The sequence below is a fragment of the Sphingomonas bisphenolicum genome (genome assembly GCF_024349785.1).
GTDB lineage: Bacteria > Pseudomonadota > Alphaproteobacteria > Sphingomonadales > Sphingomonadaceae > Sphingobium > Sphingobium bisphenolicum.
Window position 1 is genome coordinate 553,824 of sequence record NZ_AP018818.1, and the last position, 18,607, is coordinate 572,430.

Annotated in this window: 14 protein-coding genes and 3 pseudogenes; 8 read left to right on the plus strand and 9 right to left on the minus strand. The window is 62.7% G+C overall.

What is annotated here, in order from left to right:
* Positions 1-16: 16 nt before the first annotated feature.
* From SBA_RS20925 to SBA_RS20945, 5 genes are read right to left on the minus strand one after another with little or no spacing between them, the layout of a single operon-like run.
* Positions 17-889: an NAD(P)-dependent oxidoreductase gene (locus tag SBA_RS20925; RefSeq protein ID WP_261936858.1), complete on the minus strand. Its 873-nt coding sequence runs from the start codon at positions 887-889 to the stop codon at positions 17-19.
* Positions 886-2,064: an L-rhamnonate dehydratase gene (locus SBA_RS20930; protein ID WP_261936859.1), complete on the minus strand. Its 1,179-nt coding sequence runs from the start codon at positions 2,062-2,064 to the stop codon at positions 886-888. The genes SBA_RS20925 and SBA_RS20930 overlap by 4 nt, the downstream gene beginning before the upstream one ends.
* On the minus strand, positions 2,061-3,326 hold the full coding sequence (locus SBA_RS20935) for an MFS transporter (protein ID WP_261936860.1): 1,266 nt from the start codon (positions 3,324-3,326) through the stop codon (positions 2,061-2,063). The genes SBA_RS20930 and SBA_RS20935 overlap by 4 nt, the downstream gene beginning before the upstream one ends.
* 18 nt (positions 3,327-3,344) lie before the next feature.
* Positions 3,345-5,024 (minus strand): GH39 family glycosyl hydrolase, encoded by a 1,680-nt coding sequence (locus SBA_RS20940; RefSeq protein ID WP_261936861.1) that lies wholly within the window; start codon positions 5,022-5,024, stop codon positions 3,345-3,347.
* A gap of 23 nt (positions 5,025-5,047) precedes the next feature.
* Complete coding sequence (locus tag SBA_RS20945) at positions 5,048-7,735, minus strand: TonB-dependent receptor (RefSeq protein ID WP_261936862.1); 2,688 nt, start codon at positions 7,733-7,735, stop codon at positions 5,048-5,050.
* A 183-nt stretch (positions 7,736-7,918) separates the two neighbouring features.
* Here SBA_RS20945 and SBA_RS20950 point away from each other — a divergent pair, with 183 nt between their 5' ends.
* From SBA_RS20950 to SBA_RS20970, 6 genes and pseudogenes are all read left to right on the plus strand, one after another.
* Positions 7,919-8,647, plus strand: a complete 729-nt coding sequence (locus SBA_RS20950) for a FadR/GntR family transcriptional regulator (protein ID WP_261936863.1) — start codon at positions 7,919-7,921, stop codon at positions 8,645-8,647.
* A gap of 254 nt (positions 8,648-8,901) precedes the next feature.
* Positions 8,902-9,369 (plus strand): sigma-70 family RNA polymerase sigma factor, encoded by a 468-nt coding sequence (locus SBA_RS20955; protein ID WP_315975827.1) that lies wholly within the window; start codon positions 8,902-8,904, stop codon positions 9,367-9,369.
* Positions 9,362-10,066, plus strand: coding sequence for an anti-sigma factor (locus tag SBA_RS20960; protein ID WP_261936864.1), 705 nt, complete (start codon positions 9,362-9,364; stop codon positions 10,064-10,066). The genes SBA_RS20955 and SBA_RS20960 overlap by 8 nt, the downstream gene beginning before the upstream one ends.
* A gap of 82 nt (positions 10,067-10,148) precedes the next feature.
* On the plus strand, positions 10,149-10,718 hold the full coding sequence (locus SBA_RS20965) for a fasciclin domain-containing protein (protein ID WP_261936865.1): 570 nt from the start codon (positions 10,149-10,151) through the stop codon (positions 10,716-10,718).
* A gap of 296 nt (positions 10,719-11,014) precedes the next feature.
* Positions 11,015-11,173 (plus strand): annotated as a pseudogene (locus SBA_RS25320) (IS3 family transposase); the annotation flags it as partial.
* Positions 11,162-11,314: pseudogene (locus SBA_RS20970) on the plus strand (IS3 family transposase); the annotation flags it as partial. The pseudogenes SBA_RS25320 and SBA_RS20970, both read left to right, overlap by 12 nt.
* Positions 11,315-11,318: 4 nt before the next feature.
* On the opposite strand, the pseudogene SBA_RS20975 reads toward SBA_RS20970, so the two are convergent.
* The 4 genes and pseudogenes from SBA_RS20975 to SBA_RS20990 all read right to left on the minus strand — a co-directional run bounded on the left by SBA_RS20975 (position 11,319) and on the right by SBA_RS20990 (position 16,120).
* Positions 11,319-12,277, minus strand: a pseudogene (locus tag SBA_RS20975) (IS481 family transposase).
* A 660-nt stretch (positions 12,278-12,937) separates the two neighbouring features.
* Entirely contained in the window at positions 12,938-13,735 is a 798-nt protein-coding gene (locus tag SBA_RS20980) for a thioesterase family protein (RefSeq protein WP_261937485.1), read from the minus strand.
* Positions 13,728-15,359: an AMP-binding protein gene (locus SBA_RS20985; protein ID WP_261936866.1), complete on the minus strand. Its 1,632-nt coding sequence runs from the start codon at positions 15,357-15,359 to the stop codon at positions 13,728-13,730. Before SBA_RS20985 ends, SBA_RS20980 begins: the two co-directional genes overlap by 8 nt.
* Positions 15,356-16,120: an aldehyde dehydrogenase family protein gene (locus tag SBA_RS20990; protein ID WP_315975828.1), complete on the minus strand. Its 765-nt coding sequence runs from the start codon at positions 16,118-16,120 to the stop codon at positions 15,356-15,358. The genes SBA_RS20985 and SBA_RS20990 overlap by 4 nt, the downstream gene beginning before the upstream one ends.
* Before the next feature lie 105 nt (positions 16,121-16,225).
* Between SBA_RS20990 and istA the strand changes: the two genes are divergently transcribed.
* The gene (gene istA, locus SBA_RS20995; protein WP_261934293.1) at positions 16,226-17,740 is read left to right on the plus strand and encodes an IS21 family transposase; all 1,515 of its coding nucleotides are present in this window, start codon (positions 16,226-16,228) and stop codon (positions 17,738-17,740) included.
* Positions 17,727-18,455, plus strand: coding sequence for an IS21-like element helper ATPase IstB (gene istB, locus SBA_RS21000; RefSeq protein ID WP_261934260.1), 729 nt, complete (start codon positions 17,727-17,729; stop codon positions 18,453-18,455). Before istA ends, istB begins: the two co-directional genes overlap by 14 nt.
* The last annotated feature ends 152 nt before the right edge of the window (positions 18,456-18,607 follow it).

Sequence of the window (18,607 nt, forward strand, 5' to 3'; positions counted from 1 at the left end):
CTCTCCCTCTCGGTTTTCAGATTTTCCGGAGCGGCTCCACGATCGCCGCTATGTCGCGATGCCCCTCGCCGGCAGCGGCCGCCTCCACGAAACATTGCCTTGCGGCCTGGGCCATGGCGGAGATGATGCCGACATCGGCGAGCGCTTGCGCGGCGTAGCCCAGATCCTTGGCCATCAACGGGACGAGGAAATGCGGCGCATAGTCGCGGTCGAGCATCCGGCGACCCACGCCTTTCACCATCGGACTGCCAGGGGCGCCATCGGTGAGGATCGCCATCGCCTGTTCGATGTCCAGTCCGCGTTTTTCCAACAGAGCGATGGCTTCGGCCAGGCTGGCCGCTTGAACGCCGCACAGGAAGTTGTTGGCGAGCTTCACCGTCGCGGCGCTGCCGACCGGGCCGAGATGGACGATCGCACTGCCCATGGCCTCGAAAACCGGGCGGGCATCTGCCAGCGTCGCTGGGTCGCCACCGACCAGAAAGCGCAAGGCGCCTTGCGCCGCCTGATCGCGACTGCCGGTGACGGGGGCTTCGAGGAAACGGACGCCGTACTTTGCCGCAAGATCGGCCAGTGTCGTCACCCATATATCAGTTAACGTACTGGAATCGATAGCTATTGAATCAGGACTCATCGCCGCGAGCGCACCGTGCGCACCGGTCCATACAGTATCTGACACGCTGTCGTCGGCGAGCATGGCGATGACGATGGCCGCACCCGCCGCTGCATCGGCGGGCGTGGTCGCGATCCTTGCGCCAGCTTCGCCCAGCGCCGCCGCCTTGTCGGGGCTGCGGTTCCAGACCGCCACATCGAAGCCCGCCCCCAGCAATTGCCGCGCCATGCCCCCGCCCATCAGACCCAAGCCGAGAACGGCCACTTTCCTGTTCATCATCCGATCACCTTGAAGCGCGAGAGAGCGGCCTCGTCGATGGCGAGACCCAGACCGGGGAGGTTGTCGTCCAGATCGATATGGCCGTCCACTGCCTGTGGCTCGCCCTTGAAGATATACCAGAAAAGTTCGTTGCCGACCTCCACATCGACCATCGGGAAATATTCGGCGATGGGGCTGTTCAGGCTGGCCATCACGACATGATAATTATGCATCTGCCCGGCATGGGGGACGACGGGGATGGAATAGGCCTCAGCCAGCGCCTGAATCTTGCGGGCGGCGGTGATGCCGCCCACGCGGTTGGTGTCGAACTGGAAATAGTCGAGCGCCTTGGCCTCGATCATCTGGCGGAAGCCGTAGCTGGTGAACTCATGTTCGCCCGCCGCGATCGGCGTCGTGCCGAAGCGGCGCAATTCATGATAGCCGTTGATGTCGTCGGGGATGATCGCCTCCTCCAGCCAGCGCAGGTTGAAGGGCTCGATCAGGCGCATCATGCGTTTGGCATAGTCCAGGCTCCAGCCCATATAGGCGTCCGCCATGATGTCGATTTCGTCGCCCACGGTTTCGCGCACGGTGCGGATCAATTCCACGTTGCGCGCCATGCCCGCGGCCCCGTCGATCGGCCCCCAGCCGAAGCGCAGCTTCATCGCCTTATAACCTTGCGCCTTGTAGGCGGCGGCTTCCTGCGCCAGCTCATTGAGCGGGATCGAATAGAGGCGGCTGGCATAGACCGGGATCTTCGCCTTGGTCCGGCCACCCAGCAGGCGAAACACGGGTTGTTTGGCAGCCTTGCCCATCAAGTCCCAGATCGCGATGTCGAGCGCGGAGATCGCGACCAGCGCCACGCCCTTGCGCCCGAACGCCATGGTCTTGCGATACATGTGCTGCCACAGGAACTCGCTGTCCCACGGGTTCTGGCCAATCAGCAGGGGGCTGAGATACTGGTCGATCATCTGCTTGGTGACGAGCGGCGCGAGCGCGGCGTTGCCGATGCCGACCAGACCTGCGTCCGTGAAGATTTCCACGATCAGCCAGCCATGGAAGGTGAAGGTGCCCATCGTCTCGGGCGACAGCATCGGCGAGACGATATCCATCGGGTTCGTGCAGAAATGCGGTGGCAGCGGCACGGTCTCGCCTTCCCACTGGACGACGCGGGTGCGGATTTCGGTGATTTTCAAGGAACGGCCTTTCGCATGAAGGTGAGACGTGAAATTCGGGGAATGGCGAGGCAGATCAGCGCGAAGGCGATCAGGTGCAGGGTCGCCGCGACGGTCAGCACCGGCGTGTAGCCAAGCCCGGCGTCGAGCGCCCAGCCGGCCGCCTGCCCCATGACGATGCCGCCGAACGCGCCACCCAGGCCGACGAGGCCAGCGAGACGGCCAAGCGCGCTGCGTGGCGCGAGATCGGTCGGCAGGGTCATGACCAGCGTCGACCAGCTTTGCTGTCCGAAGAAGGCGAGGCTGAAGATCGCGATGATCGCCGCGATCGACCCGGTCGTGGGGGCGAGCATGACCCAGGGCATACAGGTGGCGCTAAGCCCCAGGGCGATCTTGCGCGCGGCGTTGACTGACCGGCCCGAGGAGAGGAGGCGGCTGGACAGCCAGCCGCCGCACAGACTGCCCACGCCGGAGGCGGCATAGGGTATCCAGCCGATGGTCGCAGCCTGCTTCAGGTCGAAGCCATGTGCCTCGAACAGATATTTGGGCAGCCAGAAAAGGTAGAAATACCAGGCGCCGTCGCTCAGGAACTTGGCGGCGACCAGGCCGCGCACTTCCCGGCGCGCCAGCAGCATCGCGATGGTCGGGGCGGGGCCGTCTGCTTCATGCGTGTCGCTGTCCACGACCGGCGGCGTGCGATAGGTCGCGAACCACCAGAGCGCCCAACCCAGCCCGAAAGCGCCGGTAACAAAGAAGACCCAGCGCCAGCTCGACAGGCCGAACCAGTCGCCATAGGCCAATATGCCTGCGATCAGCGGCGGGGCAATCACCGCGCCGACCGCGGTCCCGGCATTGACCAGCCCCATGGCGGCAGCGCGACGCTGCGCCGGAAACCATTCGGCGATGGCGCGGGTCGCCGCCGGAAAGCCGCCGCCTTCGCCCACCCCCAGCAGCAACCGGCTGACCACCAGCGCTGCGATGCCGCCCGCCAACCCATGGCTGGCGCAGGCGAGCGACCAGAAGATCATGATCGCCAGAAAGCCCCGGCGCGTCCCCACCCGATCGAGCAGCCAGCCGCCGCCCAGATACATGAGGCCATAGGTGGCGAGGAAGGCGGAATCGAGGACGGCCTTGGTCTGGTTGCCGATCGGAATGTCGGCCTCGATATATTTGATCGCCCAGGGCAGAGTCTGCCGATCGAGATAGCTGATGGCGATGGCGACGGTAATCATCGCCGCAATCGCCCAGCGCCCCCGATGCGCTATTGCCCGCACCTGTGTCATGGCCTCCATCTCTGGCGCTTACTGGCCGTCGATGACGATCAGGGCGACGCCCTGACGCGGCAGACGCAGATCGACGCTGGCGCCACCGCGCTGGCCCGTCGCGACGGGCAGCGTTTCCGCGTGCATCACCGAAGCGGCCTCCAGTTGCTTATACTGGTCCTGATTGGGCGACTGGGGTGATCCCATCTTTTTCCAGGCCGAAAAGGCGTTGGCATGATCGCCATCGACCCGCCACAGCTTGGCCTGCGCTGGCTTGCCCTTGATCCCGTTCAGGCTGAGCCGGATCTGGGCGTCCGGCCCGGCGACATCGTCGTCATGATAATGCCAGACGAGCAGCGCGACCTTGCCATCGGCGGTGCGGGTGGCGATGGAGCCGATATCGGCATCCCCCTGCACCCCATTCTTCATCAGCACGTCCAGTGGTACCTGCGCATCGTTGGTCGTGGCCAGCTTGGTTTCGCCCAGTTGCGCGAACAGGCGGAAGACGTTGAGCACCGGCAGGTCGACGCCATTGGTCGATAGCTGGCGATAGCCCGCAAACCAGGGCTGATCCTCAAATTCGAAGGACCAGGACACGACGCCTTCCAGATTGACCTTCCGCCTTTCGGCCAGTTCCCAGATGCGCGCGAAGCTGGCCGCCGTGTAGCTGCTATACATGGTGCCGTTGCGATAGGCGTTGGCCGGCCCCGGACAAGCGGCGCAGCCTTCAGGGTCGCTCTCGCCGATCACGACCGGCTTGCCGGCGAGCGAGGGGATCGACAGCACCTTGGTAAAGCCGCCATCGGTTTCGCGCAGATGGGTGGCGATGCCCATGCGGACATGGCCGTCGACGAAGGTCGGCTTGCCCTTGGCATGGAAGGACAGGAAGTCCGTCGGCGTGCCGGTTTCACCGGTCGCATAATTTTTGCCGGAAGAGACGTGCTTCAGGAATCCGTCCATGAAGGTGCCGCCCGGCCCCGCGACGTCCGGCCCCCCGACGCGCGCGGTGGGCAGCGCCTTGCGCACGGCGGCGATGGCATAGTCGTGCAGCTTGTAGAATTCCTCGGGACTGGCGCTCCAGTAGAAGGGGCTGTTGGGTTCGTTCCAGACCTCGAAATACCATTTCTCGACCTCGGCCCGGCCATAGCGTTCGATATTGTGGAGCGTCCATTGATGGATCAGCTCCGCCCATTTTTCATAATCCTTTGGCGGATAGGTCCAGCCGGTGGCGATCAGATTATAGGCGAAGCCGGGACGCCAGCTATGGCGATAGGGTGTGCCCGCCGGGGCGTTGGCCATCGCTTCGGGGGTGAAGCCGATCTGGAGATAGGGGCGGATGCCCTCCGCCAGATAGGCGTCGATGATGCCGTCTACGATCGCCCAGTTATAGACCGGCTTGCCATCCTTCGTCTCGGTATAGGCGTTGGTGCTGCCCCATTTGAAGGCGGCCGTGCCATCGCCACTGCTCAAAAGATTATGGGCGCGGAAATAGACCTGACCCTTTTTCAATTCACCCAGTTCGATCAGCAATTTGCGGCCATCCTTCATGGTCGCATAATTGGGTTCGTCCGCGCCGAAGAAGCGCCAGACGGGCGGCAGCTTGCCCACGGCCTTGCCCGCGTCCACGCTGATCGCGACCTGTCTTGCGTCCTGCGCCCCGGCGCCTTGCGGCAGCGCCACCAGCACGGACAGCGAAGCGATCACCCTGGAAATCGTCATATGGCATCCTCTCGATAAGAACATCAGATCTTCGCCCGGAACCCGACGGCGAATGTGCGCGTGTAGAGAACCGTGTCGCGCGGATAGAGGCCGGGGTCGTTGAAAGAGGTCTGATACAGATTTTTCAGCACATTGGTCGCATCGGCGACGATGGTGAAGCTGGGATTGAGTTCATAGGAGAAGGACAGGTCGAGATTGCTGATCTGGCCGTTGGTGATGAAGTTGGGATTGACGCCGGTGAAGTGCAGGCCGGCATTATAGGTGTCGCGCCAGACATAGGAGGCGCGGGCGGAGAAACCGCCCTTTTCATAGATGAAAGTGCCGGTGGCAGAATATTTGGACACGTTCTGGAACGGGATGTCCATATAGCCGGTCACGCCGGGCAGCGGCGAGAGCGCCTTGTTCTTGCCGTCGATATAGGTGCCGTTGGCGCTGATGCCGATGCCGTCCAGCCAGGTCGGCAGGCCCTTGGGGAAAAAAGTGAAGCCACCCTCGATCCCCTGCAACTTGCCGGACCCGGAATTTTCCGGCCGGGTGATCTGATAGACGCCATTGTCCGCGCCCAGATAGTCGATGTCGAAATTGCTGGTGACCGACTGGATGAAGCCGGTGACGTCGCGGCGGAAGATCGTCGCGGTGATCGAACTGGACCGGTCGATATACCATTCGAGCGAGAGGTCGTAATTGTCCGACCGCACCGGCTTCAGGTCGGCATTGCCGCTGGAGCCGCGGCCGAAGGGCTGTTGCCCCGGTACGGGCGGCGTGAGGGTGAGCGCCGGATTGAGCTGGGCGAAACTGGGACGGGTGATCGTCTTGCTGGCGGCGAAGCGCAGGAAGAGATTGTCCTTCAGCTTGTAGCGCAGTGCCAGGCTGGGGAGAATGTCGGTGCTCTTGTTGCGGATGGTGACGGGCGATGTCGCGCCGCGCAGGACCAGGAAGGCGTTGGACGTGATGTCGGTGCGGATGACGCGCACGCCGATCTGGCCGTCCAGTCGGCCGACTTCCACATTGGCCTGGCCATAGCCGGCATAGTTCTTTTCCTCGATGTCGAAATGCTGCGTATCCTGAAAGGCCGGATCGCCCGGCGCAAGGCCGAACAACTGGCGCAGCGAGCCGATATTGTTCAGCAGATAACCGGTGGTCGGCGTCGCCCATTGCCGCACGAACTGGCGCGTCCCGGTGTAGAAATCGCCGGGGGTCACCGTCATCAGGCCGGGCAGGCTCGCCGCCTTGATGCTGTAGCATTGCACCGCACCGGTCGCGGAGCAGTTGATGGTCTGAGTGAAGCTGTCGGATTTGGCGTTGCGCTTGCTGAGGCGGATGCCGGCGTCGAGTCCGGAGAAGATGAGGAAGGGCGCGCGCCAGGACAGATCGCCGCGCCAGGCCAGTTCCTTGCCGTCGCCGACCGTGCGGGTAGTGGACAGGCGCGAGAGATAGTAACGCCCCGGATCGGCCATATCGTCATTGGGCAGGGTGAAATGGGGCGCGCCCGAGCCATCGTTGAACACCGCGTCGGTGCGCGAGGCGATAAAGTCCACGTCCAGATTATTGCCCACATCGGTCGCCTTCGACCGGGTGTAGGAGAATTCCGTCGCGGCCTTCCAGTCGCCGCTGGTCCAGTCGGCGCCCAGCGCGCCCTGCCAACGATCGGCCTTGTTCCGGTAGGCGCCGCCGAAATTGGCCACGCGACCGTTGGCTATGCTGAGCGACTGGACCAGCTTGGTGTCGTCCACGAACACAAGCGGCGCCAGCAGCGCGCCGTTCATCGACGTAAAATTCTGATTGCTGTTGCCACGTTCGCGATAGCCGTAGAACAGGCCGTCGGCGTGGATGGTCAGTCGATCGTCCGGCGCCCATTGCAGCGTGGCGTTGACCGCCGGGCGGGTGCGGGTGCCGATCCGGTCGAAAGCGCCGATCACGTCGGTACGGAAGGCCTTGGGATCGGTCGGGCTGGTGCCGCGGGGATCGAGCGGCACGCCCGGCGTGTAGGGCGCTCGGCTGTTGTCGAGATTATAGCCGAAATAGCCGCCGCTATAGATGGTTTCGTCGCGATAGCGGGTCTTGTGATAGGAAAGGCTGATCAGGGCGCCGATCTCTCCTATGCCGGTCGACCAGCGGTTGCTGATCAGCGCGCTGGCATAGGGATCGATTCTGTCGGGCTGCTCGCTATAGACTTCGCGGCCCGCCAGCGCGAACTCGAAGCCCTTGAAATCGAAGGGGCGACGGGTGCGGACGTTGATGAGGCCGGCGATGCCACCTTCCAACTGATCGGCGGAGCGCGACTTGTAGACGTCCACCCCGGCAACGAGGTCGGCGGGCACGTCCGCCAGCGAGAGCGAGCGGCCGGTGGTGCTGAAGATGTTGCGGCCGTTGACCAGCGTCACCACGTCGGGAAGGCCGCGGATCAGCACGGTCGCGGACTCGCCGCGGGCGCGGGGCGACACTTGGATGCCCGGCACGCGTTGAAGCGCCTCCACCACATTATTGTCGGGCAGCTTTCCGATATCCTCGGCCACGACCGAGTCCACCAATTGCCGGGCGTTGCGCTTGATATTCTGCGCCGACGACAGGCTGGCGCGCATACCGGTGACGATGATGTCGCCGTCGGTCGCCTCCCCGGCTCCTTTGCCTTCGACCGCCTGGGCCAAGGCCGATTGCGCCGCCAGCAGCGCGAACAACGATATGGACAGCTTTATTCCGCTTTTCATCATGACATCCCCTCCGAGTCATTTTTTATTTCTCATACTAGATTACGTTTGTTTGAAACGGATTCAAGCTATAATTTGACGGAGTAATGAGATTAGACGCCATATCGCCAATTTTCCTCATACCAATTCCTGCCTTTTGGCGGGATCAGGCTTGACGGATAGGGTGGCAGGGCGGACGAAGGCGGCATGACTCAAGCAGACGATCACCCGCTTTCCCGCCCTCCCAGTCCGGCACAGCGGGCCGTGCATGACCGGATCGCCCATGATCTGGGCGTAGCGATCGTCGGTGGCCGTTATCAGCCGGGCGACATATTACCGGGCGAGGAGCGCTATAGCGCCGAACAGGGCGTGTCGCGCACCGCCTATCGAGAAGCCGTCCGCGTCCTGTCTGCCAAGGGGCTAGTCCATAGCCGAACCAAGAGCGGCACCCGCATTAACGACCGTTTGCGGTGGAACATGCTGGATCTGGACATACTCGCCTGGATGTTCGAGGCCGGGCCTACAGCCGAATTTCTGCGTGACATTTTCGAACTGCGCATCGTCGTGGAGCCGGCCGCCGCAGAGTTCGCGGCATTGCGTCGGGATGGGCAGGATATTTCCCGCATGGGCCATGCGCTGGAGGAAATGCGCCGCTTTGGCCTGCAAACCGCGGAAGGGCGTGCCGCGGATCAAAGCTTCCATCGCCTGATCCTGCACGCGACACGCAACGAATCGCTCATCACGCTGGCCACGTCCGTCACCGCAGTGGTCGCATGGACCACCCGCTTCGCACGCGACGAGCGCAGGGAATCCCGCGATCCCATGCCCGACCACGACGCCGTATTCGACGCGATCATGCGCGGCGAAGGGGAGGAAGCGCGGCGCAAGATGCTGGCACTGATCCGCAACGCATCGGCCGACGCCGGCATGTTATGACGGGCGTCAATTTATTTCTCATACTAGATTAATGACGACAGCCAAGCTCACTGCTGCGGGTGGCCCGTCAATCGACACATGCTTGGCCAGCCCCCTCAATTTGTTCGCCCCCCTGCCGCGTTTCAATTGAAATGGGGCGAAAAATTGTTACGGTCGCGCCTGTGGGAGACGCAGACACCGATCGTGATAGGCTGATCACCGCATTGGCGCGGGTCGCCGGGCGTGACCGGCGCGCACTTCGGCAGGTCTATGCCATGACGTCTGCGAAACTTTTCGGCATTTGCCTCCGTATCTGCGCAGACAGGGACGCAGCGGAGGATATCTTGCAGGACGTGTATATCAAGGTTTGGAACAGAGCTGACCGGTTCGACGCCGGCCGGGCCAGTCCCATTACCTGGCTGTGCGCGATCGCGCGCAATACCGCCATCGACTGGTGCCGTTCCTCGCGCCGGCCCGGCATGGCGCCGGAAGAAGCCGCGGCCGAGGTCGCCGATGCCGCCCCCCTGGCCGACATGGTGATCGAGCGTGACCAACATAGCGCGCGCATGTTCGCCTGCCTTGACGAACTCGAAGCGCGACAGCGCGTGGCGATCCGCTCGGCGTTTCTGGATGGGCTGACCTATGCGCAACTGGCCGATCGCATGGCGGTGCCGCTTGGTACGATGAAGAGCTGGATCCGCCGCGGCCTGCAACAACTCAGGACGTGCATCGGCGATGGCTGACGGCCTGTCCCCCGAAGAGCGCGACGCGATCGCCGCCGAACTGGCGCTGGGCGTGCTGGACGGCGCGGCGCGCGCCGCTGCGCTGCGCCGCCTGATGGCAGATCCAGATTTCTCGCCCGATATGATCGACGCATGGGAAAGGCGGCTTGCCCCGCTCTATGACGACTATGTCGCTGTGACGCCGCCGGAAACCTTATGGCCCGGCATCGAAACAGCCGTTGCCGGCGGATTGCCGGCACACCCGGCCCTGCGTCAACTGCGCTGGTGGCGCGCGTGCGCGCTGGCATCCGCTGCCGTCGCGGCGTCCCTGGCGCTGATCGTGCTACTGCGTCCGGGTGCGCCCGTCGCCATTCAGCAGCCTGCGCAAGTGGCCATGGCGCAGATGGTCGGCGAACCCGATGGACCGATGATATTGGCGCGCTACGACCCGACTTCGGGCGGCCTGGTCCTGCGGCCGACCGGTGTAGCGTCGGGCCGTCTCGCGCCCGAATTATGGATCATTCCGGCGGACGGCAAGCCGCGTTCGCTTGGCCTGATCGGCGGTGGCGCCGAAAGTCGCATAGCCGTCGCCCCGTCCTATCGCCGCTTCATGGCGGAAGGCGCGACGCTGGCGGTCACCATGGAGTCCATGGCTGGCGCGCCCCACGACGCTCCTAGTTCCGCGCCGATCGCGGCAGGGAAAATATCGCTTTTCTGACCTGCATCCACCCACCGCTTCCCGCCGTAACTGATGTGCACGCCCGCTCTGACGCGACGCGCGACATAGGAAGGAAGCCTCCATGACGACTATCTTGACGAAGCTCTCGCTTGCACTGGCGAGCACGATGCTCATTGCCGGCGGCGCGCCCGCCATGGCGAAGGACATGGGCAAGAACCCGATGGTCGGCGGCGCGGCGATGTATCCGACCAAGGACATCATCGACAATGCCGTCAATTCCAAGGATCACACGACACTGGTCGCCGCCGTCAAGGCCGCAGGCCTTGTCGATACGCTCAAGGGCGCGGGTCCGTTCACCGTCTTTGCGCCGACCAATGCGGCCTTCGCCAAACTGCCCGCCGGCACGGTCGATACCCTGGTGAAGCCCGAAAACAAGGCGATGCTGACCAAGATCCTGACCTATCATGTCGTCGCCGGGCGGATGACCGCCAAGGATATTGCGGCCAAGGCGAAGATGAACGGCGGCAAGGCTGTGCTGACCACCGTGCAGGGCGAAAGCCTGACCGCATGGCAGAAGGACGGCGCCTGGTATCTGACCGATGCCAAGGGCGGCATGTCGAAAATCACGATCGCCAATGTGATGCAGTCCAATGGCGTCATTCATGTGGTCGATACGGTTCTGATGCCCTGAGCCGATCGATCCTGTAAGCGCCGGACTGCGGAAGCCCGCCAATCGCCCCCTGATTGGCGGGCTTCCCCGATTTTCAAAGACGCGCGGATTAGCGGGTGGCGAACAGAGGCGCGACAAATTGGCTATAATGTGCTTCGGCCACGCCATAGCCGTCACCTGCAGCAAGGCAAAGACTTGGGCGATTGCGCATCGCCAGCCTGTTAAGGCTATGAATCATCACGCTATGCGCGAAGCGCTTATCGCGGGCGCAGGTTTGCCCTTGCCCGCCCCTTTGACCTGCGGTCACTTCGTTCGACCAGGGATGCAAAGTGAGATACGCATTTGCCGCCGAGCATCGTGATCAGTTCCGGGTTCGATCGATGTGTCGGTGCTAGCGCATCCAGCCCAGCGGCTTCTATGCTTGGCAGAAGAGTCCGCTGAGCCAACGGGCCCGGGAAGATGCCCGGCAGACGAAGAAAACACGCGATGAAGCCCGCCAGGACGTGTTCGATTACATCGAGATGTTCTACAACCCGGTCCGCAAGCAGGTCAGGAACGGGATGCTGTCACCCGCACAGTTCGAACGGCAACAGATTTTGAAAGCAGAAGGCGTCTAGAAAACTAGGTGTTCAGTCCCGGCATCTGGTGGATCGGATTGACGATGAATCGGTCTGGCTCTGAAGTCCAGATTTTTGTGATGTATCATATGGTGTGAGGCCGCTGAGCGTCTTGAGCCGCCGCGCGAAGTTATAGGCGGCCATGAAGTCTGCAAGGTGCGTGCGTAATTGCTCGTGGCTTTCGTAGTGGAAGCGTTTGACGGTCGCCTCCTTGATGGTGCGATTCATCCGCTCGACCTGGCCGTTGGTCCATGGATGGTTTGGCTTGGTGAGCCGATGCTCGATGTCGTTGGCTTCGCAGATCATGTCGAAGCGCATCTGACGCGAGAACGCTGTGTTGCGGTTACGCGGCTGGTCAGCGAACTGGATTCCATTATCCGTCAGGATCGTGTGAATACGATAGGGAACGGCTTCCAGCAGGTGTTCGAGAAACTCCCACGCCGTTCGTCGATCAGCTTTGTCGACGAGTTGGGTGACAGCGAACTTGCTGGTGCGGTCGATGCCGACGAACAGGTAGAGCTTGCCTTCGGCAGTCTGCACCTCGGCGATGTCCATGTGGAAGAAGCCGATCGGATAGCGTTTGAAGCGTTGACGCTTGGGCTTGTCACCTTCGATGTCTGGCAGACGAGAGATGCCATGCCGCTGGAGGCAACGGTGTAGGGCCGACCGCGTTAGATGCGGTATCGTCGGCTGCAAGGCGTAGAGGCAGTCGTCCAGCGGCAGCAATGTGTATCGCCGGAACGCGACAACCATCGCCTCCTCGGCTTCGGACAAAGTGGTGGAATGAGGGGCCTTCGGCCCGGTCTTCAAATCCTCGACCGTTGCCCGCTTGCGCCACTTCGCCACAGTCTTGGGGTTGATCCCCAGTTCCCGGCTCAGCGTCGCGAGCGAAGCTTGCGATCGCTGTATTGCTGCTCGGACGGCGTGCGTGGTCGTGGCGCTGCCGTGACGTACTCGCTCCATAATGCTTCCTTCCATTCCAACGAAAGGATCGCACCATCAAACCGTGGGATCAAACACCTAGTATAGAAATATCCAGATGCGGGGTCTCGATAAGCGCCGATTGGGATCCTACCAATATCCCTTCTTACAGAATCTTTTCAAATATTTACGCCGACTTGAGCCGGGGGTCAGCTTCGACGCCGATCCACACCTTTTTGTCAAATGCCAGCAAAAAGTCCGGCAGTTTGCCGAACCAGCATGGGTGACTTCCAGGCGAGCGTCTCGCGAAGACAGGAGGATACATATCGTCCTTTTCCGGGCAAGCGCATATAGATCGACGCCATCATAATGAACTGCTGTAGCTTGACACCGTCGCGCCATAATAGAGCGCACAGCGCCCCAGCTCAAAAGACCGGATCGCCTTTGAATTATGGCTGCTGGACAATAGCATCCGCATTCCCGAAAGCGGTCATTCATGACGCGCCTTCACCGACCGATAAGGTGAAAAATCCGCGTTAAGAGCAGACTCGGATCACGCATAAAAAATATAAAATTCAGCGCGGCTAACACCCGACGAAAATCGGTTCCTGCACATAGTTCTGTAACCTAAGTACCGCCCGCTATTACATAGCACCTTCCCTACCTTCGGAAAGACAAGATTAACGAATAATTTCTCTGCGACTAATTAATTTTTGGACGGATTGTCAAGGACTGACAAGATGTACCAAAAGCCCCGCAGTCATCGTGTAGAATGCTGTGTGTCACGCCGATGCCGCTCGCGCCGGCGGACACCGACAAGTCGATGCCTAGCCAGTCACCTGTTGGCTGCCGAAAAAAATGGGCGGTAAGATCGAGATTGGGGAAAGCAACGTCTTTTGGCGAAGCCAGAGGTGCCAAGCCGTTGGCGATGTCGGCCAGCCCCATCATTCGCGCGGCGGGCGACACGGCCTCACCTTCTAGCAGGGCGAAGGGCGAACGGACCCAGCAGCGGGCGCGCCCCTGCCCTTCTTCCTCCCGCCGCGCCTGTACGCTGGCGATGAAGCCGCCATCCCATAGCGCTTTAGGGTTACCAGCAGGCATGGCATCGGGCGGTGGCAGCGACGGGAAGTTGACCGCCGCCAGAGCCGTGCTGTCATAGGCCTGAGTCAGCCAGGCGTGCAGGACGATGGCGGTGCGGCCCCCATGGCTGAGGCGCGCCTCGACCAGTTCGATCGTTCGGCCGGGGCGCAGCACGACGATGGCGATCTCGAACGCGTCCATCGGGATGACGCCCCATATGTCGTATGACAGGCGGGCGATCTGCAAGCGGTCGGCGCGGCGTGCGGCATGATCCGCCTCGACCGCATGGACCAGCAGGCCGATCGCCGGCGCGACATGCTGTTCCGACACATTCCATGCGCCACCGACATGGGCCGTGGGCATGAAGCAGCCATCATCCATCCGCAGGAAATAGGCCTGCGCGCCATTCTCTTCAGCCACCAAGGCCCAGTTCCCGTTCCATGATTGCCCGCATCTCGAACTTCTGCGCCTTTCCGGTCACCGTCATCTCGAACCGGTCGACGATACGCACATAGCGGGGAATTTTGAAATGGGCGATCTGCCCCCGGCAATGGTCGAGTATATCCTGTTCCGACAGGATTGCGTCCGCTCTGGGGATGATCCAGGTGCAGACCGCTTCGCCGAACTTGTCGTCGGTGACGCCAAACACCTGCGCGTCGGCGACGGCGGGATGGCGGAGCAGATATTCCTCTATCTCGCGTGGATAGATATTCTCGCCGCCGCGGATGATCATGTCCTTGATCCGGCCGGTGATGCGGACATAGCCGTGCGCGTTCATCGTCGCCAGATCGCCGGAGTGCATCCAGCCATCGGCGTCAATGGCGTCGGCCGTGCGTTCGGGATCGTTCCAATAGCCCAGCATCACGGCATAGCCGCGCGAACAATATTCGCCTTGCTGGCCGATGGGCAGGATCGCGCCGTCGGGACCGACCACCTTCGCCTGCGCATGGGGATGGACGCGGCCGACCGTCGTGACGCGCTCCTCCAGCGGATCGTCGGTCGCGGTCTGGGTGGTGAGCGGGCTAGTTTCGGTCATGCCGTAACCGATGGTGATCTGCGTCAGGTTCAGCCGGTCCATCACCTGCCGCATCACCGTTTCGGGACAGGGTGATCCCGCCATGATGCCGGTGCGCAGGGTCGATATGTCGAAGGCGTCGAGGTCCGGCTGGTTCAATATGGTGATGAACATTGTCGGCACGCCGTGCAGCATGGTGCAGCCTTCCGCCTGCACCGTGTCCAGCACCAGCCGGGGATCATAGGCTTCGCCCGGATAGACCATCGCCGCACCGCTGGTCAGCGCCGCCATATTGCCCAGCACCATGCCGAAACAATGATAGAGCGGCACCGGGATGCAGAGCCGGTCGGCAGCCGTCAGCCGCATGGTGCGGGCGGAGAAATAGCCGTTATTGAGCACGTTGCGGTGCGTGAGCGTCGCACCCTTGGGCTGGCCGGTGGTGCCGCTGGTGAATTGAATGTTGATCGGATCATTGCGGTCGAGGCTCGCCTCGATCCCGGTCAGGCGGGCGGGATCGGCCTGCACCAGTAGATCGGACCAGTTCAGCCAGCCGCCATGCCGTTCATCACCCAGCACGACCACATGGCGCAGCGCGGGCAGCCGGTCCGGCCCGATTTCCCGCAGCATGGCGACATAGTCGCTGCTCTTGAAGCGCGGCGCCGTGACCAGCAGGCTGCACCCGACCTTGTTCAGGGCATAATCGACCTCACTGGTGCGATAGGCCGGGTTGATGTTGACGAGGATGGCGCCAATCCGTGCCGTCGCAAACTGGATCACCGTCCATTCCGCGCAATTGGGCGCCCAGATGCCGACGCGGTCGCCCTTGCCGACGCCCAGCGCCAGCAGGCCGGTGGCGACGGCATCGACCTGCGCGAGCAATTGCGCCCAGGTCCAGCGGATGGACTGGTGCCGTGACACCAGCGCCAGCCCGTCGCCATGGTCCGCGACGATATTCAGCAGCGCCTGACCGATAGTCGTTTCCAGCAGCGGGACGTCGGTGGCGCCCTGTGCGATCGACAGGGCGCTCATCGTTTGATGTTGATGACTTGCAACTGGCTATATTCGGCAAGCCCTTCTTCCGCCTGTTCGACGCCAAGGCCGCTTTGCTTAAAGCCGGCCATGGGGATGTGCGGGCCGATGGCGATATGCTGGTTGACCCAGACCTGTCCGCTCTCGATCCGCGCGGCGATGGCGGCGGCGCGCTCGACATTGGCGGACCAGACCGATCCACCAAGCCCATAGTCGGACGCATTAGCCCGCGCGACCACATCCTCCACATCATCGAATTTGATGACGGGCAGGATCGGGCCGAATTGTTCTTCGTCCACGATCTTCATGCCGTCGGTGACGTCGCGCACGATGGTAGGCGCGATGAAATAGCCGGCGCGCTCTATCGCCTGCCCGCCCGCGACGATCGTGCCGTCGGCCCGTGCGGCGTCGAGGAAGCCCTTCACCTTCTCATATTGGGCCGCGTTCTGGATGGGGCCGATCTGCGTCCCCTGCTCCAGCCCGTCGCCGACGATCGCCGCCTGCGCCAGCGTCGCCAGTTCCGCGCACATGGCGTCGTAAATGTCGGCATGGACATAGGCGCGCTTGACCGCCAGGCAGACCTGCCCGGCATTGAGGAAAGCATTGCCGAAAATGGCCTTCGCCGTTTCGCGCACGTCGACATCCTCCAGCACGATCGCGGGGTCGTTGCCGCCCAGTTCCAGCGTCACGCGCTTCAGTCCCTCGGCGCTGCCGGCGGCGATGCGCTTGCCGGTCGCGGTCGATCCGGTAAAGCTGTGGATCGGCGTGCAAAAAGGACCCCGTTAGCGGGGTGATCGGCGTCTAAAAGGGACCCCTCATTTCGATGGTTTAAACAGCTGCCTGGATTTTCAGGCGGCGAGATCGGGATGTTGGTTTTGGAGACAGTTGTTCGGATCCGGCGCGAGTATGCCGGGGGCAAGGCGATCAAGGCGATCGCGCGGGATCTGCATGTGTCGCGGAAGGTCATCCGTAAGGCGATCCGAGCGCCGGAGGGCGCATTCGACTATCAGCGCAAGATTCAGCCACTGCCCAGGATCGGTCCGTTTCAGGATCGTCTGAACACGCTGCTGGAAGAGAACGAGGTGCGCGGCAGGCGTGAACGGCTGCGGATGACGCGGATCCATGACCTGCTGGTGCGCGAAGGCTTTGAGGGTTCCTACGATGCCGTGCGGCGCTACGCGGCGCGATGGAAGATCGAACGGCGCAAGGATGCCGGCGATGGCGTCACCGCCTTTATCCCGTTGATGTTCAGGCCAGGCGAGGCCTACCAGTTCGACTGGAGCCATGAGGATGTCGAGATCGCCGGCAAGCCGATGCGGGTGAAGGTCGCGCATATGCGACTGTGCGCGTCACGCGGGGTCTATGTCCGAGCCTATCCTCGCGAGAGCCAGGAGATGCTGTTCGACGCGCATGCGCGCGGCTTTGCCTTCTTTGGCGGCGTGCCGGAGCGCGGCATCTACGATAATATGAAGACGGCGGTGACGAGCGTGTTCACCGGCAAGGAACGAGTCTTCAACCGGCGGTTCCTGATCATGACCGACCATTATATGGTCGAGCCCACGGCCTGCTCGCCTGCGGCGGGATGGGAGAAGGGCCAGGTCGAGAACCAGGTGCAGACGATCCGTGGCCGCTTCTTCCAGCCCCGGCTGCGGTTCGCCAGCCTCGAAGAGCTTAATGGCTGGCTGGAGGCCGAGTGTCGGCGCTGGGCGGAACGGCAGGCCCATCCCGAACAGGGAGAGCTGACCGTGGCGCAGGTGCTGGAGATCGAACGATCCGCGCTGCAGCCGATGCTGGGGCCGTTCGACGGCTTCAATGAGAGCGAGCATGCCGTGACGGGCACCTGCCTGATCAGCTTCGACCGCAACCGTTACTCGGTGCTCTCGACGGTGGCACGGCGCACTGTGCAGGTCCGCGCCTATGCCGATCGTATCGTCGTTCGCTGCGGCGAGGAGGTTGTCGCCGAACATCCTCGCTACTTCGGGCGCAACCGCACGATCTATGATCCCTGGCATTATCTGCCGGTGCTGGCCCGCAAGCCCGGCGCGCTGCGGAACGGCGCCCCCTTCCAGGGCTGGGATCTGCCACCGGCGCTTGCCCGCCTGCGCCGCAAGCTGGGTAATGGCGACGATGCTGATCGCCGGTTCGTCCGTGTGCTGTCGGCTGTGTTGACCGATGGCCTGGAGCCTGTCGAAGCGGCGGTGCGCGAGGCACTGGCGACGGGCACGGCAAGCGACGACCTGATCCTGAACATCCTGGCGCGACGCCGGGAACCGCCGCGTCCACTCACGATCATCACCTCCGAGGACAGCGCGCTGCGCCATCCTCCGATCGCCGACTGTGCCCGTTACGACCAGCTGAGGACCTTCGATGCAGCGGCATGACATGATCGAGGCCATGCGCGGGCTCGGGCTCAAAGGCATGGCAGGCGCGTTCGACGATGCGGTCACCACCGGCCTTCAGCGCCAGCGCACCACGATGGAGATATTGACCGATCTTCTGAGGGCGGAAGCGACGCATCGCCACGCCGCGTCGATCCGATACCGGATGGCGGCCGCGAGGCTGCCGATCGTGAAGGACATCGACGCCTTCCGGTTCGAGGGCACCCCGATCAACGAAGGACTGGTGCGTTCATTGCACAGCGGCGCGTTCCTGCCCGCGCGGCGCAATATCGTCCTGGTCGGCGGTACAGGCACCGGAAAGACCCATCTGGCCATCGCCATCACCGCTAATGTCGTGCGCTCGGGTGCGCGGGGCCGCTACTTCAACACCGTTGATCTTGTGACCCGTCTCGAAGAGGAGGCCAGGATCGGCAAAAGCGGCACACTCGCCGCCCAGCTATCCCGCCTCGATCTCATCGTGCTCGATGAACTGGGGTATCTGCCGTTCGCCCGATCGGGCGGCCAGTTGCTGTTCCATCTGATCAGCAAGCTCTACGAGCAAACCAGTGTCATCATCACCACCAACCTCGCCTTCGGGGAGTGGCCCACCGTGTTCGGTGATCCCAAGATGACCACCGCGCTCCTGGATCGCGTCACCCATCATTGCGACATAGTCGAGACCGGCAATGACAGCTGGCGCTTCAAAAACCGGAGCTGATCCTCCCCATCGGCCCTCAATTAAAAGATGCTTTGCGCTGCGCGCGCCTTCGGTCGGGCTACGCCCTCCCTACGCCGCGCGCAGCGCAGGAGAGCGCGTCAGATCAACCTTGCGCCATCTTGAAATGGGGTCCCTTTTGCGCGCCGATAGGG

Coding starts and splice junctions, on each gene's coding strand:
- SBA_RS20925 (WP_261936858.1), bottom strand. CDS start 889: ATGATGAACAGGAAAGTGGCCGTTCTCGGCTTGGGTCTGATGGGCGGG.
- SBA_RS20935 (WP_261936860.1), bottom strand. CDS start 3,326: ATGACACAGGTGCGGGCAATAGCGCATCGGGGGCGCTGGGCGATTGCG.
- SBA_RS20940 (WP_261936861.1), bottom strand. CDS start 5,024: ATGACGATTTCCAGGGTGATCGCTTCGCTGTCCGTGCTGGTGGCGCTG.
- SBA_RS20945 (WP_261936862.1), bottom strand. CDS start 7,735: ATGATGAAAAGCGGAATAAAGCTGTCCATATCGTTGTTCGCGCTGCTG.
- SBA_RS20950 (WP_261936863.1), top strand. CDS start 7,919: ATGACTCAAGCAGACGATCACCCGCTTTCCCGCCCTCCCAGTCCGGCA.
- SBA_RS20955 (WP_315975827.1), top strand. CDS start 8,902: ATGACGTCTGCGAAACTTTTCGGCATTTGCCTCCGTATCTGCGCAGAC.
- SBA_RS20960 (WP_261936864.1), top strand. CDS start 9,362: ATGGCTGACGGCCTGTCCCCCGAAGAGCGCGACGCGATCGCCGCCGAA.
- SBA_RS20965 (WP_261936865.1), top strand. CDS start 10,149: ATGACGACTATCTTGACGAAGCTCTCGCTTGCACTGGCGAGCACGATG.
- SBA_RS20985 (WP_261936866.1), bottom strand. CDS start 15,359: ATGAGCGCCCTGTCGATCGCACAGGGCGCCACCGACGTCCCGCTGCTG.
- istA (WP_261934293.1), top strand. CDS start 16,226: ATGTTGGTTTTGGAGACAGTTGTTCGGATCCGGCGCGAGTATGCCGGG.
- istB (WP_261934260.1), top strand. CDS start 17,727: ATGCAGCGGCATGACATGATCGAGGCCATGCGCGGGCTCGGGCTCAAA.